At 69.3% G+C, this 21,021-nt stretch carries 23 protein-coding genes; 11 read left to right on the top strand and 12 right to left on the bottom strand.

Going from position 1 to position 21,021, the window contains the following annotated elements:
• Positions 1 to 14: 14 nt before the first annotated feature.
• Positions 15 to 830, top strand: a complete 816-nt coding sequence (locus PUT80_RS29425; RefSeq protein ID WP_275294144.1) for an alpha/beta hydrolase — start codon at positions 15 to 17, stop codon at positions 828 to 830.
• 78 nt (positions 831 to 908) lie between these two features.
• Here PUT80_RS29425 and PUT80_RS29420 read toward each other — a convergent pair whose 3' ends face one another.
• From PUT80_RS29420 to PUT80_RS29400, 5 genes are all read right to left on the bottom strand, one after another.
• Complete coding sequence (locus PUT80_RS29420) at positions 909 to 2,075, bottom strand: low temperature requirement protein A (RefSeq protein ID WP_275294151.1); 1,167 nt, start codon at positions 2,073 to 2,075, stop codon at positions 909 to 911.
• Positions 2,076 to 2,116: 41 nt separating this feature from the next.
• Complete coding sequence (locus PUT80_RS29415; RefSeq protein WP_275294143.1) at positions 2,117 to 3,319, bottom strand: amidohydrolase family protein; 1,203 nt, start codon at positions 3,317 to 3,319, stop codon at positions 2,117 to 2,119.
• Complete coding sequence (locus PUT80_RS29410) at positions 3,316 to 4,749, bottom strand: sodium:solute symporter family protein (RefSeq protein WP_051171808.1); 1,434 nt, start codon at positions 4,747 to 4,749, stop codon at positions 3,316 to 3,318. Before PUT80_RS29410 ends, PUT80_RS29415 begins: the two co-directional genes overlap by 4 nt.
• Positions 4,750 to 4,751: 2 nt before the next feature.
• Positions 4,752 to 4,949, bottom strand: coding sequence for a hypothetical protein (locus PUT80_RS29405; protein WP_037713222.1), 198 nt, complete (start codon positions 4,947 to 4,949; stop codon positions 4,752 to 4,754).
• A gap of 79 nt (positions 4,950 to 5,028) precedes the next feature.
• Complete coding sequence (locus tag PUT80_RS29400; RefSeq protein WP_275294142.1) at positions 5,029 to 5,493, bottom strand: MarR family transcriptional regulator; 465 nt, start codon at positions 5,491 to 5,493, stop codon at positions 5,029 to 5,031.
• A gap of 92 nt (positions 5,494 to 5,585) precedes the next feature.
• Between PUT80_RS29400 and PUT80_RS29395 the strand changes: the two genes are divergently transcribed.
• The 5 genes from PUT80_RS29395 to PUT80_RS29375 all read left to right on the top strand — a co-directional run bounded on the left by PUT80_RS29395 (position 5,586) and on the right by PUT80_RS29375 (position 9,577).
• Complete coding sequence (locus PUT80_RS29395) at positions 5,586 to 6,146, top strand: NADPH-dependent FMN reductase (protein WP_275294141.1); 561 nt, start codon at positions 5,586 to 5,588, stop codon at positions 6,144 to 6,146.
• Positions 6,147 to 6,166: 20 nt separating this feature from the next.
• The gene (locus tag PUT80_RS29390; RefSeq protein ID WP_275294140.1) at positions 6,167 to 7,036 is read left to right on the top strand and encodes an NAD(P)-dependent oxidoreductase; all 870 of its coding nucleotides are present in this window, start codon (positions 6,167 to 6,169) and stop codon (positions 7,034 to 7,036) included.
• A gap of 231 nt (positions 7,037 to 7,267) precedes the next feature.
• The gene (locus tag PUT80_RS29385; protein WP_275294139.1) at positions 7,268 to 8,302 is read left to right on the top strand and encodes an acyl-CoA desaturase; all 1,035 of its coding nucleotides are present in this window, start codon (positions 7,268 to 7,270) and stop codon (positions 8,300 to 8,302) included.
• Between the two features lie 10 nt (positions 8,303 to 8,312).
• On the top strand, positions 8,313 to 9,362 hold the full coding sequence (locus PUT80_RS29380) for an MBL fold metallo-hydrolase (RefSeq protein ID WP_275294138.1): 1,050 nt from the start codon (positions 8,313 to 8,315) through the stop codon (positions 9,360 to 9,362).
• A complete protein-coding gene (locus PUT80_RS29375; protein WP_134731202.1) occupies positions 9,341 to 9,577 on the top strand; it encodes a hypothetical protein in 237 nt (78 codons plus the stop codon). The genes PUT80_RS29380 and PUT80_RS29375 overlap by 22 nt, the downstream gene beginning before the upstream one ends.
• On the opposite strand, the gene PUT80_RS29370 is transcribed toward PUT80_RS29375, so the two are convergent.
• Together PUT80_RS29370 and PUT80_RS29365 are read right to left on the bottom strand one after the other, a co-directional pair.
• Positions 9,574 to 10,752 (bottom strand): NAD(P)/FAD-dependent oxidoreductase, encoded by a 1,179-nt coding sequence (locus PUT80_RS29370; protein ID WP_275294137.1) that lies wholly within the window; start codon positions 10,750 to 10,752, stop codon positions 9,574 to 9,576. The two genes, PUT80_RS29375 and PUT80_RS29370, sit on opposite strands and share 4 nt — an antisense overlap.
• Positions 10,749 to 11,342 carry a PadR family transcriptional regulator gene (locus PUT80_RS29365; RefSeq protein ID WP_275294136.1) on the bottom strand — a complete coding sequence of 198 codons (594 nt, stop codon included), beginning with the start codon at positions 11,340 to 11,342 and terminating at the stop codon, positions 10,749 to 10,751. The genes PUT80_RS29370 and PUT80_RS29365 overlap by 4 nt, the downstream gene beginning before the upstream one ends.
• 82 nt (positions 11,343 to 11,424) lie before the next feature.
• Here PUT80_RS29365 and PUT80_RS29360 point away from each other — a divergent pair, with 82 nt between their 5' ends.
• Positions 11,425 to 11,679, top strand: a complete 255-nt coding sequence (locus PUT80_RS29360; RefSeq protein WP_009075408.1) for a Smr/MutS family protein — start codon at positions 11,425 to 11,427, stop codon at positions 11,677 to 11,679.
• A 19-nt stretch (positions 11,680 to 11,698) separates the two neighbouring features.
• Here PUT80_RS29360 and hsaB read toward each other — a convergent pair whose 3' ends face one another.
• From hsaB to PUT80_RS29335, 5 genes are read right to left on the bottom strand one after another with little or no spacing between them, the layout of a single operon-like run.
• Positions 11,699 to 12,265 (bottom strand): 3-hydroxy-9,10-secoandrosta-1,3,5(10)-triene-9,17-dione monooxygenase reductase subunit, encoded by a 567-nt coding sequence (gene hsaB / locus PUT80_RS29355; protein WP_037809967.1) that lies wholly within the window; start codon positions 12,263 to 12,265, stop codon positions 11,699 to 11,701.
• Positions 12,262 to 13,161, bottom strand: a complete 900-nt coding sequence (hsaC, locus tag PUT80_RS29350) for an iron-dependent extradiol dioxygenase HsaC (protein WP_037809966.1) — start codon at positions 13,159 to 13,161, stop codon at positions 12,262 to 12,264. Before hsaC ends, hsaB begins: the two co-directional genes overlap by 4 nt.
• Entirely contained in the window at positions 13,161 to 14,006 is an 846-nt protein-coding gene (gene hsaD, locus PUT80_RS29345; RefSeq protein WP_275294135.1) for a 4,5:9,10-diseco-3-hydroxy-5,9,17-trioxoandrosta-1(10),2-diene-4-oate hydrolase, read from the bottom strand. The genes hsaC and hsaD overlap by 1 nt, the downstream gene beginning before the upstream one ends.
• Positions 14,006 to 15,175, bottom strand: a complete 1,170-nt coding sequence (gene hsaA / locus PUT80_RS29340) for a 3-hydroxy-9,10-secoandrosta-1,3,5(10)-triene-9,17-dione monooxygenase oxygenase subunit (protein WP_043829213.1) — start codon at positions 15,173 to 15,175, stop codon at positions 14,006 to 14,008. The genes hsaD and hsaA overlap by 1 nt, the downstream gene beginning before the upstream one ends.
• Before the next feature lie 32 nt (positions 15,176 to 15,207).
• Positions 15,208 to 16,794 carry an FAD-binding protein gene (locus PUT80_RS29335; RefSeq protein ID WP_275294134.1) on the bottom strand — a complete coding sequence of 529 codons (1,587 nt, stop codon included), beginning with the start codon at positions 16,792 to 16,794 and terminating at the stop codon, positions 15,208 to 15,210.
• Between the two features lie 100 nt (positions 16,795 to 16,894).
• On the opposite strand from PUT80_RS29335, the gene kstD reads away from it, so the two are divergent.
• From kstD to PUT80_RS29315, 4 genes are read left to right on the top strand one after another with little or no spacing between them, the layout of a single operon-like run.
• Positions 16,895 to 18,571: a 3-oxosteroid 1-dehydrogenase gene (kstD, locus tag PUT80_RS29330; protein WP_275294133.1), complete on the top strand. Its 1,677-nt coding sequence runs from the start codon at positions 16,895 to 16,897 to the stop codon at positions 18,569 to 18,571.
• Positions 18,568 to 19,731: a Rieske 2Fe-2S domain-containing protein gene (locus PUT80_RS29325; protein ID WP_037809958.1), complete on the top strand. Its 1,164-nt coding sequence runs from the start codon at positions 18,568 to 18,570 to the stop codon at positions 19,729 to 19,731. Before kstD ends, PUT80_RS29325 begins: the two co-directional genes overlap by 4 nt.
• Positions 19,728 to 19,994 carry a hypothetical protein gene (locus tag PUT80_RS29320; protein ID WP_275294132.1) on the top strand — a complete coding sequence of 89 codons (267 nt, stop codon included), beginning with the start codon at positions 19,728 to 19,730 and terminating at the stop codon, positions 19,992 to 19,994. Before PUT80_RS29325 ends, PUT80_RS29320 begins: the two co-directional genes overlap by 4 nt.
• Positions 19,987 to 21,012 (top strand): ferredoxin--NADP reductase, encoded by a 1,026-nt coding sequence (locus PUT80_RS29315; protein ID WP_275294131.1) that lies wholly within the window; start codon positions 19,987 to 19,989, stop codon positions 21,010 to 21,012. Before PUT80_RS29320 ends, PUT80_RS29315 begins: the two co-directional genes overlap by 8 nt.
• The last annotated feature ends 9 nt before the right edge of the window (positions 21,013 to 21,021 follow it).

Here is a 21,021-nt window from a genome sequence, read left to right as displayed (position 1 = left end):
GCTTGACTCTCGGCATGATCGCGGAAGATGCGGAGACTGCCGAGCATCGCTGTCCGGTCGAGGGCGGCGAGCTGGCCGTCCGCACGACCGGCGAGGGACCGCGGCTGCTGCTGGTCCCCGGCGGGACCGGTGCGGCGGACTCGTTCCGGGCGCTGGTCAAGCTTTTGCGCACGGACTTCACCGTGATCACCTACGACCGGCGCGGCCATTTCGCCAGCACGGACACCACCACCGGGCCCGTTCCGGTGGCGCTGCAGGCGGACGACGCGCTCGCGGTGCTCGACCACGTCGGCGGGAGCGGGCCGGTGTCGATGTTCGGGACCAGTGCCGGTGCGTTGATCGGGCTGGATCTCGTCGCGCGGTATCCGGACCGGGTCGCCGTGTTCGTCGCGCACGAACCGCCCGCGATCCAGTTGATGCCGGACGCCGAGGGGATTCTCGAGGCCGCCGCGGCGCAGGTCCGGCTGGCCCGTTCGGGTGATCTGATGGGCGCGGTCACGCGGTTCGCGGACGGGATCGCCGGCGCCGCGCTGCCCGACCTGCCGCATCTGCGGCTGCCGAACGAGGGCGACTGGCTCCGGCTGTTCGACCGCGAGCTGACCGAGTTCTTCGACTACCTGCCGGACTTGCGCGCGCTGCGCCGGACGAACACCGAGATCGTGCCGGTCGCCGGGGAGGGCAGCCGCGGCTGGTACCACTACCAGCCCGCCAAGATTCTCGCGCTCGAACTCGGGCTGCCGTTCACCGAGACGCCGGGCGCGCACCTGGCGCCGCAGCGCAATCCGGCGAAGTTCGCGGCCGCGTTGAAGGAACTTCTCGCCAACGTCTGAAAAGCCGTGAAGGGGTCCCTCACGACCAGCGCGCCGTGAGGGGCCCCTTCACGGAACTGGATTCCCTCGATGAGTCCTTCACGGACCTTCCGCGCCCGAAGCCGCCGCCGGCCGACGCCGCGGAAACTCCCGCACCAGCCCGGGCAGGATCGCGAGCAGCAGCAACCACAAGAACCGCGCCGGGGTCAGCGTCGCGCCGGCGAGGCCCAGCGCGGCCGGAACCCCCACGCCGGCGAGCACCGCGACGAAGTCCCACGGCTTCCACCTCCCGGAAGCCACCCGCGCCACCACGCCCACGACCGTGAACGCCGCGACGCACCCGCACAGCAGCCATCGCGTACCCGCCGCGAGGTGCCCGTGCACGACCGACTCCACGGCGTCCCCGAACCCGGCTGCCAGCGCCGCCAGCAATCCGGCCACCAGGCAGTGCACCGGCAGCAGGACCCGCGGGCCCCAGGCGGTCTGGGACAGATAGGGAATCCCGCCGAATCCCTGGAACAACGCCGCTCCCCACAAAGCCGCCAGCAGCGCCAGGACCCCGAGCACGGTCGAGAGCAGCGGCCACTCCCAGTCGGGGATCTCCGTCATCGCGTCGGTGACCGTCAGGACGCCCTCGCCCAGCACGATGATCGTGAACAGCCCCAGCCGCTCGCCGAAGTGCGCGAGGTCCAGGTGCGCGAAGGCCAGCCCCGGCACCGGCCGCTTCGACTGGGTGGCCCGTTCCGCCACCTTGGCCGCGACCTGCTCCCCCGACATGGTCAGCCCGGCCACCAGGTCGATCGCCAGCCCGAGTGCCCACAGCAGGTACTTCCCCGGCGCGTCGACCCAGAACGAGACGACCCACGGCACCACGCCCATCCCGGCGTGCACCACCGGCCATTCGACGATGATCCGCGTGTTTTCCCGGCCTTCCCAGACCCGGCTGGCGAGCGCGCGCACCGCCACGTACGAGATGGCGAAGCCCTGTGCGTGCTCGCCGATGTCGTGCACCGAACCGGCCATGAAAACCAGCCCGGCCATCGCGAGCAGCACCGGCATCGCGCGCGCCGCTTCCCCGGTGACGTTGCCGTACACGGTGAAGCACATCCACGCGGTCCAGAACGCGAGGAAGCACACGACGTAGAGGCCGGCGTCGCTCCAGGAAGTCGTTCCGCGCACGAGGTGCGAAAGCTGGGCGACGCCGGCGACCGCGACCAGGTCGAAGAAAAGCTCGAGCCAGGACGCGTGGCGTTCCTCGGTTTTCATGATCACGGCGGCAAGTATGCCGTGCTCGGGAATGCCCCGCCCTAAACCGCGCGCGCTCCGTCCTGCCACACTTCCCGAACATTCCCCGCCAATGCCGGGAAATCGTAAATATCGCCCGAAACGACCACCAGGTCCGCGCGATACCCCGGCGCCAAGCGGCCCAGTTCGGCGTCCTTGCCCAGCAGCCGAGCGGCCGACGACGTGGCGGCGACCAGCACGTCCGCGGGGCTCATCCCGGCCGAGCGCATCAGTTCCAGCTCTTCGAGATTCGTCCCGTGCGGACCGACGCCGCTGTCGGTGCCCATCGCGATCCGGACCCCGGCTTCGACGGCCCGGCGCACCGACTCGAGATGGACTTCCGCGACCTCTTTCGCCTTCTGCACCACCGCATCCGGCAACGCGGCGCCGGCGGCCGCCGCGCGGATGACGTTCACCGGAGCCACCAGCGTCGGGACGAGCCAGGTGCCGCGCGCGAGCATGAGCTCGATCGCCTCGTCGTCGAGGTAGATGCCGTGTTCGATCGACCGGATCCCGGCGCGGACGGCGTTCTTGACCCCCTCCGCGCCCTGTGCGTGCGCCATCACCGCCCGCCCCTGCATGGTCGCTTCGGCGACCAGGACGTCCAATTCCTCCGGCGTGAACTGCGAATGCCGAGGATCGTCCCGAGGGGACAGCACGCCGCCGGTGGTGCAGACCTTCAGCACGTCCGCCCCGGCGCGCAACAGCGTGCGCGCCACCCGGCGCATCTCGTCGGGGCCGTCGGCCAGCGCGCTCGGACGGCCAGGATGCGGGAGCGACAGCGGGACGCAATGCCCGGACGGCATCCACCCGTCGCCATGCCCGCCCGTCGGGCTGATCAGGCCGATCGCGATTTCCAAGCGGGGACCGGGAATCAGGCCGTCCGCGACCGCCTGCTTGATGCCGAGATCGGCCCCGGCGGCGTCGCGCACGGTGGTGATGCCGAGCTTCAGCGTGGTCCACAGGTTCCGGGCCGCCTCGTAGAACTGGTACGAGAACGGCTTCTGGACGCGCTGCAGCAACCCGAGGTCGGACACCGTGACGTGCACGTGGCAGTCGAACATCCCGGGCAGCAGCATCGCGCCGGCGCAGTCCACCGCGCGGTCGCCGTCGAGGCCGGTGCCGACCTCGACGATCCGGCCTTCCTCGACCACGACGTCCGCGGGGGCGGGCGCGCTGCCCGTCCCGTCGAACACCGTGCCGCCGGTGAAAAGGGTCCGCGTCATACCGGTTCTCCTGTCTGCACAACGTTTCCGGACCGGGTCACGGCCCGTTCGACGGCTGCCGCGATGGCGAGCACGACCACGTTGACCGCGAGCCCGACCAGCCCGACGTTCACCGTGCCGACGAGCTTGGTGTCCACGAAGGTCAGCCAGATCACCACGACCTCGCCCGCCAGCAGCCCGGCGAACACCGGGACCTTGCCGACCGGGACCTTCTTCAGGAAGCCCAGCAGGTTCGCCGGGGCCAGCTGCACCGAGCCGGAGTAGGTGAGCAGCAGCAGGTTCGCCAGCAGGTCCGGCCGGAAGATGCCGAGCACCAGGGCGAGCGCGCTGGCCAGCACGACCGTCCCGTGGTTGATCCAGAACTGCTTGCGCTCGCTGCGCACCCGGGTGATGTTCCGTGCCACCAGCGAGGAAATGCCGATCAGGATGCCCGCCGCGGGCACCATCGCGGTGGCCGTCGCGGCGACCACCACGAGCCCGGTGACCCAGCCCGGCAGCGCGTCCTTGCTCAAGGTCAGCAGCACGCCGTTCGGGTCGCTTCCCTTGGGCACCACCAGGACCGCCGCGAACCCGATGATCATCGGCAGCAGCAGGCACAGCTCGTACACCGGCATCCAGGTGTAGTTGCGGCGCAGCACCTTCGGGTCGCGCGCGGACATCAGCGCGGGCCAGGTGTGCGGCAGCGTCATCAGCCCGACGCCGATCGCGCTGACCAGCATGCTCGTGATGAACCACGTGTGGTCGTTGGCCCCGGCGTGCACGAACAGCTTCTCCGGATGCAGCTGGTCGATCTTGTGGAAGACCCCGGACACGCCGCCCGCGAAGTGCGCGGGCACCGCGATGATCAGCACCACCAGGACGACGAGCATGATCGCGTCCTTGAAATACGACGTCGCCGCGACGCCGCGCAGCCCGGCCCACAGCACGAACGCGACCACCAGCACGCTGCCCGCGATCATGCTGAGCGTGCCGGACGCGTGGTCGCCGGTCACGAGCCGGACGATCAGCCCGAGCCCGGTGATCTGCAACTGCAGGTACGGCAGCACGAACACGACGCCGAGGATCGCCGACACCGTGCCCAGCGCGCGGCTCGAATACCGGTCTTCGAGGAAGTCGCCCTGGGTCAGGTAGCCGCGTTCCTTGCCCATCCGCCAGATCCGCTTGGCGAGGAAGAACAGGATCACGTAGGCGATCGGCACGTACGGCAGCGCGTACATCGCGGCCACGCCGCCGGAGAACGCCAGCCCGGCCATGCCGAGGAAGGTGAAGGTCGTGAAGACCTCGCCCGCTTGCAGGAACCACATGGTCAGCGCGCCGAACTTCCGGCCGCCGACGGTCCATTCCGCGAGGTCCGCGGCGGGACGGCGGCGGCCGACGAAGCCGAGCACGCCGATGAGCACGATGCCGGCGAGAGTGAAGGCGAGGATCATCGTCAATCCTCCTCGCCGCTGCGGGACAGCAAGCGTTCCGACAGCAGCAGCGCCGGAGTGAACATGAGACACCAGAAGGCGCCCCAGACCATCATCTTCGGCAAGCCCAGCCACAGGCCGGAGGAGTTGACGAAGGGGAGGAACGGCATGAGGACGAGAGCGACTACGGGGACGATCGGGGGGAGGTAGTAGCTGCGCATGCGCACACGCTGCCAGACGGCGCGGCACTCGGCAGGTTAGTTTCATACCGGTTTCGCAGCCCTCGAGCCGCAGCCCGGTTTACAGCGGGATGGCGTGTTCGGTCGCGTAGTGGTGGATCAGCGACTCAATGGTGCGGCGGAAGGTGTCCTGGCGGCTGTCGCTCAGGGTTGCCGCCAGCTGGCCCAGTTCGGTGTCGATCGCTTCGCGCACCTGGTGCACCACGGCTCGCCCCGCCGAGGTGACCGTGACGTGGACGGCTCGGCGGTTGCCGGGGACCGCGACGCGCTGGACCAAGCCGCGGCGTTCGGCCCGGTCCACCAGCCCGGTGACGCTGGACTTCTCCAGTTCGAGGATCCCGGCCAGTTGCCGCATGCCGATCTCGCGGTCGTCCAGCACGGCGAGCATGCGCAGCTGGGTGACGGACAGTCCTTCGTCCCCGGCCAGGCGGCCCAGCACGGCTTGCACGATGAACGACAGCTGGACGAGGGCGTCGGTGAGGTTCAGCTCCGGCGGCGGTTCGTCTGCGGGCGGGGAAGCGGTCACGGGACCAGGTTAGCTTGACTTAGTTCGTGACACCAACTATTTTGGTTCGTGTCACCAACAGTCCGTGAGACGAACCGAGGGGAAGCGCGCTGATGGCAGGCACGAAACGCATTGCTGTCGTCGTGGGCAGCACCCGCCCTTCCCGGATTTGCGCGGATGTCGCGGCCTGGACGCGAACCCGGCTGCAGGAGGACAGCGAACTCGGCTACGGGCTGGTCGACCTCGCGGAGATCGCGTTGCCGTTCCTGGACGAGCCCGTCAAGGCCGCGGCGCAGCAGTACACACACGAGCACACGCGGGCCTGGAGCGAGCTCGTGCAGAGCTATCACGGGTTCTTTTTCGTGTTCCCGCAATACAATTGGGGTTATCCGGGGGTGCTCAAGAACGCGCTGGACTATCTCTACCGGGAGTGGCGCGATCGGCCCGCGAGCCTGCTCACCTACGGCACCCGCGGCGGCGGGAAGGCCGCCGAGCAGTTCGTCACCGTCCTGCACGGGCTGCACATGCGAGTGCTCGACACCCACGTCGAAGCGGTCATCACCGACGCGGACGTGGACGACAACGGACAGCTGCGCGACATCGAAGGAACGCTGCGTCCGAACCGCGCACTGCTGCGCAAGATCGACGAAGAAATGACCGAAGCGCTGAGCTGACAACGACCGGAGGAATGATCATGACCGAGCAATCACGCCGGGTAGGGTTCATCGGGCTCGGGAGGATGGGCACCGCCATCGCGGGACGTCTGCTCGACGCGGGCTACGACGTCACCGTGTGGAGCCGCAGCGCGGGCAAAGCGGACGAGCTGGCCGATCGAGGCGCGACCGTGGGCGAAACTCCCGAGGACGCGATCGCCACCGGAACAGTCTTCTCCATGCTGAGCGACGAAGCCGCGGTGCGGCAGGTGTTCACCGCCGAGCGGCTCCGTTCCGCTCCGGAGGGCTTTGTCCACGTCAACCACGCGACGATCAGCCCGGGCGGGGCGCGCGAGTTCGCCGCGCAGGGCGGGCGGTACCTCAGTGCACCGGTGGTCGGCCGCCCGGAAGCCGTGGTGGCCGGGAACCTGACCGTGCTGGTGTCCGGCGCCGCGGACGTCCGGGCTGAAACCGCGCCGATGCTGGCTGCGATCGGACGGCGGGTCTGGGAGTTCGGCGACGCCGTGGACGCCGCGCCGACGGCGAAGATTTCGGTGAACTATCTGATCATTCACGCGTTGCAGGCGCTGTCCGAATCGATCACCTTGCTGGAGAACGCCGGACTGGACGCCGGGCAGTTCGTCGACATGATCAACGATTCCGTCTTTCCCGGTGCGGTTTACCGTGGCTACGGCGACGCCATCGCCACCAGCGCTTACACGCCGCCGGGGTTCACCGCCGCGCTCGGGCTGAAGGACCTGAAACTCGCGCTGGACACCGCCGGCGAACTGGGCGTCGAACTGCCCGCCGGACCGGTTCTTCAGGACGTGTTCGCCACCGCGGTCGAGCAGGGCGGCGCGGACCTCGACTGGGCGAGCATCGCGGAGGTGACCCGGCGGCGGTCGCACTGAGCAGCGGCCGCTTCGCGGAGGGGCAGACCGCCGAACGATGGAAATTTCCCTGGCACCTGGAGTAACCCTGCTGCCCCCGGAGGCCGTTCCGGAGCCGTCGCCCGGCGCCTCGGCAAGCGCTTGAGCAGCACCGCGCCGGGAATGCACAGGAGCGGGGTGGGGACAACCCCAGCACGAGCCGTCGGGTCTGCTGGTTTCCCGCCGGGGCGCCGCGCCGCAATACTCGCCCGGGTGACCACCGAAAAGCTCGTCCTCCCCTCGCCCCCACGGCCGGGAAGCGACTTCGCCCGGCTCTGCCGCCGGATCACCGACGCCGGTCTGCTCGACCGCCGCCCCGGCTACTACACCGCTCGAATCGCGCTCCTGACCGTGCTGTTCGCGGGAGGCTGGGTCGCGTTCGCGCTGCTCGGCGACTCGTGGTGGCAGCTCGCCGTGGCCGCGTTCCAGGCGTTCATGTTCGGGCAGATCGCCCTGCTTTCGCACGATCTCGCGCACCGGCAGGTGTTCCGGACGCGCCGTCCCGCGGAGATCGCCGGGCGTCTCGCCGGGAACCTCGGCATCGGGATGAGCTACGGGTGGTGGATGGACAAGCACACCCGCCACCACGCCAACCCGAACCACGAGGAGCTGGACCCGGACGTCGACCCGGACGTCCTCGTCTGGTCCCAGCGCCAGGCCCGGGAGGCCCGCGGCGTGCCCCGGTTCATCGGCCGCCACCAGGCGGTGCTGTTCTTCCCGCTGCTCACCCTCGAAGGCCTCAACCTGCACTGGTCCGGCATCCGCGCGGTCGCGCGCCCCGGCCTGCGCCGTCGCGGGCTCGAAGCGGGGCTGCTGTTCACCCACGTCGCGGTCTACCTCGCCGCGCTGTTCATCGTCCTCCCGCCGGGTCTGGCGCTGCTCTTCTTCGCGGTCCACCAGGGACTGTGGGGCGTCTACATGGGTTCGATCTTCGCGCCGAACCACAAGGGCATGCCGACGCTGACCGGCAAGACGGACCTGGACTTCCTGCGCAAGCAGGTGCTCACCTCCCGGAACGTCGCGGGCGGACCGGTGATCGACGTCCTGCTCGGCGGCCTCAACCACCAGATCGAGCACCATCTGTTCCCGAGCATGCCGTCGGTGCACCTGCGCCGCGCCCAGCCGATGGTGCAGGCGTACTGCGCCGAGATCGGCATCCCGTACCTGCGCACCGGGCTGGTGTCCTCCTACCGGCAGACGCTGCGTCACCTGCACGAAGCTGGGGCTCCTCTCAGGAACGCTTCGTAGACTCGGTGGCATGACCTTCCAAGCATTGACTCCGGCGGCCTTCGGCGCGAAGGCCGCCGGAGCTCGTGCTGAGCGGATGCGCCAGTCTCCGCAGTACGCCGACGGCGTCTTCCACAACGCCGCCGCCACGCGCGCGACGCCCTCCTCCCCCGGCGGGCTCGTCCGCGAGTTCCTGTTCGGCGAGGACCGCGCCCGCCGCCGGCCGGGCGGTGAGATCCCGCTGGTCTCCTCGCCCGCCGCCTCCGCCGCGGACGGTCTTTTCCTTACCTGGTACGGACACGCGTCCACGCTGGTGGAGATCGACGGCGCCCGCGTGCTGTGCGATCCGGTGTGGGGCGACCGGGTTTCGCCCGCCGCGTTCGCCGGGCCGCGGCGGCTGCACGCTCCCCCGGTTTCGCTGCGCGAACTGGGCACGCTGGACGCGATCGTGATCTCCCACGACCACTACGACCATCTGGACCTGCCCACCGTCCAATCCTTGATTTCGCTGACCGACGCACCGTTCCTCGTCCCGCTCGGCGTCGGCGCGCATCTCGAACGCTGGCACGTCCCGGCCGCGCGGATCGTCGAACTCGACTGGCACGAGGACGCTCACGTCGCCGGGATCCGGTTCGTCGCCACGCCCGCGCAGCACTTCTCCGGCCGCGGCCTCGCGAACGACAGCACACTGTGGGCGTCGTGGGTGATCGCCGGTCCGGAGCATCGCGTCTACTACAGCGGCGACACCGGATACTTCCCCGGTTTCGCCGAGATCGGCGCGAAGCACGGCCCGTTCGATGCGACTCTGATCCAGGTCGGCGCGTACGCCCCGCATTGGCCGGACATCCACATGACGCCGGAGGAAGGCGTCGCCGCCCATCTGGACGTGCGCGGCGGGCTGCTGGTCCCGGTGCACTGGGCGACGTTCACGCTGGCCATGCACACCTGGTCGGATCCCGCGGACCGGGTGTGGCGGGAGGCGAAGGCGAACGACCTTCCGCTCGCGATCCCGAAACCCGGGCAGCGGATCGACGCGTCCGCCCCGCCGCCGGTGGACGGATGGTGGCAGACCCTGGGCTGACGGACGGCCGCCCCGTCCGTCAGCCGGATCCCGCCGCGCTGATCCACGCCGTCACGAACGGACCCGATTGGCGCGCCGACGACCTGCTGCGGGCCTCCGAACGGACCCAGCTCCGCGTGATCCGGGCCGGCGGTCCCCCGGATGCGTTGACGGTACTGGGTTTGCTCGGCCGCACCGCCCTCGTGCGCCGGTCCGCGCTCGCGTGCCTCCGCTAGACGGCGGCGCGAGAGGACCCGAATTCGATCCGGTGCCGGTGCACGCCGCCGAACATCTTTTCCGGGCTCATCACCGTCTTCATCATCAGGGGCATCAGCAGATCACGCATGATCCGCGCGACCGGCCCCGCCGCCTTGTCGTTGTTGATCTTCGCCGCCCGCGCGATGATCCGCTCGACCCGTTCCCGCCGGGCCGCCTCGTACTGGGCGAAAGCCGTTGCCACGTCCGGAGAATCCCGCAGCGCACGAGCCAGTTCGAGCGAGCTCTCGACCGCCTGCGACGCTCCCTGCCCGGAACTCGGCGACGTCGGATGCGCGGCGTCGCCGACCAGGGCGACCCGGCCGCGGTGCCACGTCCGCACCGTCGGGATGTCCTCCAGAACCCCAGGCTGGCCAACGTCTTCCGGCTTCAGCAGGGCGATGATGTCGCGCGCCGGGACGTCGTCCGCGTGCCGTTCGCGCAGCACCGAGAGCCAGTGCTCCGGCGACGCGGTCTTCGCCTCGGCCGGGTCGGCGGCGGGGACATTGCTGAACCAGAGAATCTCGTCCGCGTCGATGAAGTAGCCGAAGAACGCCCGCTTGCCGAAGGCGAAATGCTGGTAGTTCCCGGTGACCGGCAGGCCGGGGTTGCGGATCCAGCCGCCGAGACCGAGGAGTCCGGTGTAGCGCGGAGCAGGTGCCGCCGGGTCCAAAGTGGACCGGACAGCCGACCGGATGCCGTCCGCGCCGATCAGCACGTCGCCGGTCGCGGAAGAACCGTCCGCGAAGTGCGCGATCACCCGGTCTGCTTTGTTCTCCACGGACTTCAGCCGCTTGCCGAATTCGACCGTGATCCCCCGGCTCAGCGCTTCGTCCATCAGCGCGCGGTACAGCCGGTCCCGGCGCAGCAGCAGGCTCGACGGCAGACCCGGCAGCCCGTCGAATCTGCCGACCACCCGGCCTCGGTGATTCTGCATTATCATTCCCGGCACCTCGATGCCGACCGCGGCCACCGCGTCGTCGGCATCGATCTGCCGCAAAGCGTTGCGGCCGTTGGGAGACAGCGTCAGCGCGCTGCCGACTCCGTCCGCCGACTTCGGGTAAGCCTCGTAGACAACGGCTTCGATTCCCGCTCGCTGCAACGCCATCGCGGTAGTCGCACCGGCGATGCCGCCGCCGATCACTAGTACGTTCATGTTCTCCCCTTGAAATAGGTTTCCCACGCCTGCCGGTAGTCCTCCCCGGCAACCGACTCGGCGAGCCGTTCGACGAAGCCGCGCTCCGCCTCGATCTTCGTCAGCCGGTAGTCCTCCTCGACCAGGAACCACCAGGCGAGCCCCTGCTCCCGCGCGGCGTCGATCGTCGCGCGGATGTCGTCGGCGATCGCGGCGAGCGCGGCCAGCCGCTGCTGGAGCAGCTCCCGCACCTCGTCCACCGGCAGCACCACGAACAGCGACAACGCCGCCCCGAACAGCGGATACTCGGTGGCCGGTTCGGCGACGAGCTCGCGCATCCAGTCGAACAGCTCGAGCCGCCCGGTGGGCGTGATGGCGTAGACGGTCCGCTCCGGACGCGCCGAATCGCGCAGCGTCTCCCGCGCCGCGATGAACCCGGCCTTCTCCAGCTGCCCGACCACCATGTACAGCGAGCTGCGGGTGTACTTGAAATCCCGCTCCTTGCCGTACTCCACGAACCGCCGAGCCATCTCGTACGGATGCATCGGCTCCTCGATCAAGCCCGCCAGCACGGCCAGCCCGAGCGGATTCCCCACCACGCGTCGCTTCACCCACGAACTCCTTTAGTCAGGATCGACTATACGCAGAAGAGTAGTCGATGTCGACTATGTGGGCGTGGGGTAGGAAGGAGGCATGAAGCTCAAGCTCGATCTTCACGACATCTACAACCGCGGCGGGGAGATCGACCGGGCGCTGCGCGCGGTCATCGACGAGGCGGTCGCAAAGAAGGCGCCGCTCGTGGAGATCATCCCGGGCAAGGGGTCCGGGCAGTTGAAGAAGCACGTGCTGCGGTTCCTGGAGCGCAAGGACGTGAAGGCGCTCTACCACCGCGTCGAGAAGGACAAAGACAACTTCGGGCGGGTGTTCGTGCACTTCCGCTGGAAGTAGCGCGAACACCCGCGCGGAGTCAGAGCCAGTCGTCCGGGCGGGGCCAGGGCATCAGCGCGGTGAGCGCGTCCGGCACCGGCTCGGTGACCGTGTACTGGCCGCGGTGGAACAGCAGCGGGCGAGCGTCGGACGTCTCGCCCAGCGCGGTCACGCGGCCGACCACCACGTAGTGGTCCCCGGCTGGATGGACCGCCTGTACCGCGCAGTCCACCCAGGTCAGGGCTCCGTCCAGCAGCGGCGCGCCCGACGGGGCCGGTCGCCAGGACACTCCGGAGAACTTGTCGCCGCCGCGGCGGCCGAACTCGGCGCAGACCGCCTGCTGGTCCTCGGCGAGCACGTTCACCGCGAACGTGCCCGCCGCGGCCAGCGCGGGCCAGGTGCGCGACGTGCGGGCGACGCAGAACAGCACCAGCGGCGGGTCCAGCGACAACGCGGCGAAGGACTGGCAGGCGAAACCCACCGGTCCGGTCGGCGCGACGGCCGAGGAGTCCTCGACGTAGCCCGTCACCACGGTCACTCCGGTGCAGAAGTGGCCCAGCACCTCGCGAAACCGGTCCGGCACGGCGTCGGAGACCGCGGCTGTCATTGCGCGCCCACGGAGAAGTCGTGGCCCCACAACGAAACCGCGGTGCTCTCGCGAGCGATCCACGCCTCGTCCTCGACCTGCCTGCCCTCACAGCCGAACTCGACGTCGAAGCCGCCGGGGGTCTTCATGTAGAACGACAGCATCAGGTCGTTCACGTGCCGGCCGAGCGTCGCGGACATCGGGACGTTCTTGCGCTTCGCGCGGTCCAGGCACAATCCGACGTCGTCGGTCTCCTCGACCTCCACCATCAGGTGCACGATCCCGCTCGGCGTCGGCATCGGCAGGAACGCCAGGCTGTGGTGGCGCGGATTGCAGCCGAAGAACCGCAGCCACGCCGGGTCGCCGTCGGCCGGGCGGCCGACCATCTGCGGCGGGAGGCGCATCGAATCGCGGAGCCGGAAGCCCAGCACGTCGCGGTAGAACCGCAGCGCGGCCTCGTCGTCGTGGGTCGACAAAACCACGTGGCCCAAGCCCTGCTCACCGGTCACGAACCGGTGCCCGTACGGGCTCACCACGCGCCGGTGCTGCAGCGCGACGCCGTGGAACACCTCCAGCGTATTGCCGGACGGATCGGTGAAGCTGATCATCTCCGCGACCCGGCGGTCCGCCAGCTCGTCCGGCGTGCCTTCTTTGTACGGCACCGAAGCCGCGTCGAGGCGGGCGCGGACGTCGTCCAGTTCCGCGGCGTTGGCCGCCTCCCAGCCCGCCTGCGCCAGCCGGTCCTTCTCTCCCGGCACGATCACCAATCGCGCCGGGAAATCGTCCATGCGCAGGTAGAGCGCGTTCGGGTCGGTGCCCGAACCCTCCACCATGCCGAGCACCTTCAGCCCGTAGACGCGCCAGGCGTCCATGTCCGTGGCTTCGATGCGCAGATATCCCAGCGAACGGATAGCCATCACGAACTCCCGAGGAAGTCGAGGGCGAGTCGGTTGAACTCGTCGAACTTCTCCAGCTGCGCCCAGTGCCCGCAGCCGCCGAACACGTGCAGTTGCGCACGCGGAATCGTCTTCAACGCCAGCAGTGCGCCGTCGAGCGGGTTGACCCGGTCCTCCCGGCCCCAGACGAGCAAAACCCGTTGGCGCAGGCGGTAAGCCTCGCGCCACAACATGCCTTCCTCGAAGGAGTCCGGCAGGCTGAACGACTTGCCCATCGCCCGCATCGCGGCGAGCGATTCCGGCGAACGCGCGATCTCGAAGCGTTCGTCGATCAGCTCGTCGGTGACCAGAGCCTGGTCGTGCACCATGATCCGGAGGAACGCTTCCATCCGCTCCCGCGTCGGGTCCCCGGCGAACTTCGACAGCAGCCGCACGCCTTCGGTCGGGTCCGGCGCGAACAGGTTGACGCTCAACCCGCCCGCGCCCATCAGCACCAGCCGTCCCGCGCGTCCCGGATGGTTCAGCGCGAGCCGCACCGCCGCGCCCGCGCCGAGCGAATTGCCGACGAGGTGCGCCTTTTCGATGCCGAGCCGGTCCATCAGGCCGACGACCGCGTCCGAGCTGTGCCGGAAGTACTGCGGGTGGTCAGTCGGCTTGTCGGACCGGCCGAACCCCGGCTGGTCGACCGCCAGCGTCCGATAGGACTTCCCGAACACCGGCAGGTTCCGGCCGAAGTTGCTCCACGCCGAAGCACCGGGGCCGCCACCGTGCAGCAACAGCACCGTCTCGGCGTTTTCCGCGCCGGACTCGTGGTAGTGCAGGCGAATGCCGCCCGCAGTGTCTACATAGGAACCTTCAGGCGCCATCAGACCATCGCATTCTCAACAGGCAAGCCGAACTCGCCGGTGCCGAACATGACGTACGCGCGCTCCGCGTCGTTCGCCGCGTGCACCCGGCCCGCGTGCGCGTCGCGCCAGAAGCGCTGGATCGGCGTGCCCCGCTGCAGCGCGCGGCCGCCGGAGTTCTCGAAAAGCCGGTCGATCGCGGAGATCGCCCGCTCGGTGCCGCGCACCTGGTCCCGGCGCACCCGCAACCGCGTGCTGAACGGCAGCTTCTCGCCCTTGCAGGCCAGCTGGTACAGCTCGTCGATGTTGTGCGTCAGCTGCAGCCAGGCCGCGTCGATCTCGCTGCCCGCCTCGGCGATCCGCACCTTCGAGAACGGGTCCTCTTTGGACTGTTCGCCCGCGTACGCCGCCCGCACCCGCTTGCCCTGGTGCTCCACGTGCGCGTCGTACGCGCCCTGCGCCATCCCGATGATCGGCGCGGTGATGGTGCTCGGGTGCACCGAGCCGTACGGCAGCCGGTACAGCGGACCCGGATTGACTTCCTGGCCCGGGGTCTTGCACTTCGACGTCGCCATGAAGCTCAGCGCGCGGTGCTTCGGCACGAAAACGTCCTCGACGACGATGTCGTTGGACCCGGTGCCGCGCAGCCCGACCGTGTCCCAGACGTCCACAATGGAGTAGTCCGAGATCGGCACGAGATACGTGCAGAAGTCCACCGGCTTGCCGTCGGCGAACGCGGGCCCGCCCAGCAGCACCCACGTGCAGTGGTCGCTTCCGGACGAGAAGCTCCATCGCCCGGACAGCCGGTAGCCGCCCTCGACGACGGTCGCCTTGCCCATCGGCGCGTACGAAGAAGAAATCCGCACGTCGTGATCCTCGCCCCACACGTCCGCCTGGGCTTGCGCGTCGAACAACGCGACGTGCCACGGGTGCACGCCGAGAATCGACGCGACCCAGCCGGTGGACCCGCAGGCGCTCGCGATGAGCTTGACCGCGGTGTAGAAGGTGACCGGGTCGGCTTCCAAGCCGCCGTACGGTTTCGGTTGCAGCAGGCGGAAAAATCCGGTCTCCTGCAGCGCTTTCACTGATTCGGCGGGGATCCGACGGGCATCCTCGGTCTCCTGTGCGCGTTCCCGCAGCACGGGAAGCAGGTCGCGCACCCCCGCGATCACGGCAGCCAGCTCGCTCATCGGCCGTCCTCTCTCGCTCGACACGCTCAAGACTAGAACACGTTCTCGTTTTTGTCGACGCGGTCCGCCCCGCGCGCGCCGTGCAACCCTGCCCGGCGGCCGGAAAACACGCAGTCAGCCAGCGAAAGGCCGCTCACATACGACCTGGAACAGATTCCCACTGCGGTGCGTCCGGCGGCGTAGAGACCGCGGACGCCGGCCACCGCGCCGGTGTCCTCGTCGACCACCAGACCGCCCAGCGTCAGCATCGGGCACGGGTAGCCGAGGTTCGGTTTCACCGACACGTCGATCAGCGAGTACGGCGGCGTGTCCAGCGGGCGCGCGAAGTCCGCCGGCTTGCCCGCCGGATCGGGACCGCGCTGGTACTCGGCGTACGTCGCCGCCAGCCCGTCCGGGTCGATTCCGGCGCGCGTGGCCACTTCTTCCAGCGTTCCGCCGGTCACCCGGCCCTTGCCGAGCAGATACCGCAGTTGCAGCGTCGCGAACCACTGACCTTGTTTCCGCCCGTCGCGCCGGGCTTCGGCGACGATCGGCTCGTCGACCAGCAGCCAGCCGCGTCCGCCGTGCTCAGCGATCATGCGCTCGCCGATCGCCGCGCCGTACCGGGATTCGTCGATGATCCGGCGGCCGTCCGCGCCCACCAGGAGTCCGCCGAGAAACGCCGACGGCGGCGTCAGGAACCGCCACGCCGACACCCGGTCCAGCTCCGCCGTGCGCCCGCCGACCTCCACGCCCATCCGGATGCCGGAACCGTCGTCGGCGGAAGTTCCCAGATCGAGCCCGCCGCGGTACGCGGGCGCGTGCTCGCGCACCATCGCCCGGTTCACGATGAACCCGCCCGCCGACAGCACCACGCCTCGGCGTGCACTGATCCGCAGCTCACGCGCGTGCTTGCGTTCAATCCGTTCCACCCGCTGGTGCAGCGACCGGCGCATCGCGGGCACGTAGATCCCGGGCTTCGCCGCCCAATCCGCGAGCCGCGCGTGCCGTGCCCGCACCCACGAAGGCGCATCCCGCAAACTGTGCGTGAGCACCCCGGTCACCGTGCCCGAGTCGTCGGTGATCAGGTTCATCGCCTGCGTCTGCGGCAGCACCTTCACGCCGCGCTCGCGAGCCGCCGCCAGCAGCTGCTTCATCAGCAGCTTCCCGGACGTGCCCGGCCCCTTGACCCGGTGTCCGCGCGGCGCGGGTTTCGCCACGTCGCGGAAGCCGCCGGACAGTTCGCTGCCGGAGTAGTACAGATAGTGCTTGTTGCTGGGATACGACGTCTTGTAGTCGCACATGCTGCCCTCGAACGGCACACCTTGGCGCTCCAGCCACGCGACCATGTCGACGCTTTCCTCGCAGAACCGCCGCAACGTCCGCTCCGACACGACGTCGCCGGTTTCCATCCGCAGGTACGCGTACATCGCGTCCACGCTGTCGTCGACGCCCGCGGCGCGTTGCTGCGGCGTCCCTCCCCCGGCGTAGACCACGCCGCCGCTCACGCGACTGGCCCCGCCGCCGGAAAACCGGTCCACGAGGAGCACGCTGGCGCCCGCGTCGGCCGCTTCGATGGCCGCGCACACGCCGGCCGCGCCGGCTCCGATGATCACGACGTCCGCCCCGAGCTCGTCCATAGTCCGCCACCCTAGAACTGGAACACGTTCTCGTCTATGGTGACGGAAGTGGCCCCGAGCAGGCCAGCTTTAGCCGATAACACGTTGCATGTGAGGTGGCATGTCGGACGAGTACGACGTGGTGGTGGCCGGCAGCGGCGCCGCCGGGATGACCGCCGCGCTCGCCGCCGCCCATCGCGGGCTTTCCGTGGTGGTGCTGGAAAAGGCAGCCTGCTTCGGCGGTTCGACCGCCCGCTCCGGCGGGGGCGTCTGGCTGCCCGGCAACCACGCGCTGCGGGCCGCGGGCATCGAAGAACCACCCGAACGCGCGAGGCAGTACCTGGAGTCGATCGTCGGCGACGTCGTTCCGGAGCACCTGCGCACGACCTTCCTCGACCACGGCCCCGAGGTGCTCGAGTTCGTCACCCGGAACACGCCGCTGGAGTTCAAGTGGGTGCCCGGGTACAGCGATTACCACCCGGAGGCTCCCGGCGGACGTCCCGGCGGCCGGTCGGTCGAGCCGAAGCCGCTCGACGGCAAACTGCTCGGCAGCGACCTGGCACAGCTCGAACCGCCGTACAGCGCGCCGCCGCTCGGCGTGCCGATCACCCAGTCGGACTACCGCTGGCTGAGCCTGATCGCCCGGCATCCGCGCGGGTTCGCCCGGATGCTGTCGCTGGGGATGAAATGGCTGGTCGGGCGCGTCCGCGGGCAGCAGCCGCTGTCCATGGGGCAAGCGCTTGCGGCCGGGCTGCGGAAAGGCCTGCGAGACGCGGGCGTCGAGGTCCTGCTGGACACGCCGCTGGTCGATCTGCAGGTGGAGAACGACGTCGTCACCGGCATCGTGGCCCGGCGCGACGGCGAGGAGAAGCTGTTCCGCGCGCGGCGCGGAGTGGTGCTGGCCTGCGGCGGTTTCGAGCACAACGATGAGATGCGCATCAAGTACCAGCGCGCGCCGATCGGCACCGAATGGACCGTCGGCGCGGAGGCGAACACCGGCGACGGCATCACCGCCGGGCTCAAGCTCGGCGCGGCGACCGACCTGATGGACGACGCCTGGTGGGGCCCGTCGTTCCCGCTCACCGGCGGCCCGTGGTTCGCGCTCGCCGAGCGCTCGCGGCCCGGCTGCCTGATGGTCGACGCCGCCGGTACCCGGTTCGTGAACGAATCCGCGCCGTATGTCGAAGCCGTGCACGCGATGTACGGCGACGGCGACGGCCCGGGCAAGCACATCCCCGCGTGGCTGGTGTTCGACCAGCGCTACCGCGACCGCTACCTGTTCACCGGCCTCGGCCCTCGGCAGCCGCTGCCCGGGCGCTGGTACAAGGCCGGGATCGTGGCGAAGTCCGCGACGCTGGCCGGGCTCGCCGAGAAGATCGACGTGCCCGCCGACGCGCTGGAGCAGACCGTCACGCGGTTCAACGGCTTCGCGCGCAAGGGCGTCGACGACGACTTCCAGCGCGGGCTCAGCGCCTACGACCACTACTACGGCGACCCGCGCAACCGCCCCAACCCGAGCCTCGGCGAACTCGCCAAGGCCCCGTACTACGCGGTCCGCGTGGTGCCCGGCGACCTGGGCACCAAGGGCGGGCTGCGGATTGACGAGAACGCCCGCGTCCTGCGCGAGGACGGCACGGTCGTGCCCGGCCTCTACGCGGCGGGCAACACCAGCGCGCCGGTGATGGGCCGGACCTACGCCGGGCCGGGCGCGACCATCGGCCCCGCGATGGTTTTCGGCTACCTTGCGGCACAGGCGCTGGCGAACGAAGATCAGACCGGCACGGGAGGCAGGCAGTGACGCCGAAGACCGATGGATCCGAGATCCGCACGATCGACGCCGGGGCGCCCCCGGCGCGGTACGCCCGCGGCTGGCACTGCCTCGGGCTCGCCGAGCACTTCCGCGACGGCAAACCGCACGCGGTGCAGGCGTTCGGCACCAAGCTCGTCGTGTTCGCCGACACCGCCGGGAAGCTGAACGTGCTCGACGGCTACTGCCGGCACATGGGCGGCGACCTGACCCAGGGTTCGGTGAAGGGCGACGAGATCGCCTGCCCGTTCCACGACTGGCGGTGGGGCGGCAACGGCAAGTGCAAGTCGATCCCCTACGCCAAGCGGGTCCCGCTGCGGGCGCGCACCCGGGCGTGGCAGGTGCTGGAGGAGAACAAGCAGCTGTTCGTCTGGCACGACCCGGAGGGCAACCCGCCGCCGGAGAACGTCGTGATCCCGCGTGTCGAGGGCGCGTTCAGCGACGAGTGGAGCAACTGGACCTGGGACTCGATCCTGATCGAGAACGCCAACTGCCGCGAGATCATCGACAACGTGGTGGACATGGCGCACTTCTTCTACATCCACTACGCCTTCCCCACGTATTTCAAGAACGTGTTCGAGGGCCACATCGCCACCCAGTACCTCAACACCAAGGGCCGCCCGGACATGGGCATGGCGTCCAATTACGGCGGCGAGGAAAACCTGCTGCGCTCGGAGGCGTCGTACTTCGGCCCCTCCTACATGATCAACTGGCTGGTGAACTCCTTCCAGGGCTTCGAAATCGAGAACGTGCTGATCAACTGCCACTATCCGGTTTCGCCGACGTCGTTCGTGCTGCAGTGGGGCATCATGGTCAAGAAGATGCCCGGCATTTCCGACGAGCACGCGGACAAGATCGCGCAGAAGCTCGCGAAGGGCATCGGCGTCGGCTTCCTGCAGGACGTGGAGATCTGGAAGAACAAGACCAAGATCGACAATCCGCTGCTGTGCGAGGAGGACGGTCCGGTCTACCAGCTGCGCCGCTGGTACGACCAGTTCTACGTGGACGCCGCGGACGTCACCGAGGACATGACGCGCCGGTTCGAGTTCGAAGTGGACACCACGAAGGCGAACGAGGTGTGGGCGGCCGAGGTGCAGGAGAACCTCGCGCGCCAGCGCGCGGAGGCCGAGGCGGAGGAGGCTGGGGTGTGACGGCCGAAGCGACCGAATTCCTCACCTCCGGGCTGCGGCCGCACGAGTGCCGCAGCTGCGGAACCTGTGTGCTGGTCAAGAAAAACAGCCTGAAGCACACCAGCATCCAGTGGACCACCGACGCCTCGACCAGCTGTCCGGTGTTCGCCGCGCATGCCGCTTCCGGCGGCACCACTGCGTTGCTGGACACCTGCGAGAAACTCGCGGACAGCATCGACAGCGCGGTGCGCGAGGGCGATTTCGGGCCGGTGCGCAATGGCTGAGGTCGTCACACTTACCGTCGCCGAGGTGATCGAGGAAACCGCGGACGCCCGGTCCATTGTGTTCACCGTCCCGGACGAGCATGTGGAGCGGTTCGCGTACTCCCCCGGGCAATTCCTCACGCTGCGGATTCCCAGCGACCGAACGGGTTCGGTCGCGCGGTGCTATTCGCTTTCGAGCGCGCCGCACGAGGGCCGGGTGCAGGTCACGGTCAAGCGGACTGCCGACGGGTACGGCTCGAATTGGGTTTGCGACGAACTGCGGGCGGGCGCGACGATCGACGTGCTGCGGCCGTCCGGCGTGTTCTGCCCGTCCTCTTTGGACTCCAACTTCCTGTTGTTCGCCGCGGGCAGCGGGATCACGCCGGTGATGTCGATTCTCAAGTCCGCGCTGGAAAAGGGCGCCGGACAGGTGGTGCTGGTCTACGCGAACCGCGACGAGCAGTCGGTGATTTTCGCCGCCGAACTGCGCGAACTGGCCGAGCGGTTCGGCGATCGGCTCACCGTGGTGCATTGGCTGGAAAGCTTGCAGGGCTTGCCGACCGTCACCGCGTTGCGGGCGCTTGCCAAGCCTTACGTGGGGCACGAAGCGTTCCTCTGCGGACCAGCGCCGTTCATGGCCGCCGCACAGGACGCGTTGCGCGAACTCGGCGCGCCGAGGGAACGCGTGCACGTGGAGAAGTTCCACTCGCTCACGGGGAATCCGTTCGCGGACGAACCCGAACCCGAGGAGGACACCGGCGGCGAGACGACCGCACTCACCGTCGACCTCGACGGCGAGACCCGGCAGCTGTCCTGGCCGCGGCAGCGGAAGCTGCTCGACCACCTGCTCGCCGAGGGCTTCGACGCGCCGTACTCCTGCCGCGAAGGACAGTGCAGCGCGTGCGCGTGCCGCATCGTCTCCGGCGAGGTGAAAATGCTGAACAACGAGGTGCTGGACGCCGAGGACATCGCCGACGGGATCGTGCTGGCCTGCCAGTCGGTACCGTTGACCGACGAGGTGTCCGTCAGCTACGAGTGAGTGGAGAGC

This window comes from Amycolatopsis sp. La24 (assembly GCF_029087445.1).
Classification (GTDB): domain Bacteria; phylum Actinomycetota; class Actinomycetes; order Mycobacteriales; family Pseudonocardiaceae; genus Amycolatopsis; species Amycolatopsis nivea.
This window is presented reverse-complemented; position numbering and strand designations above follow the sequence as displayed.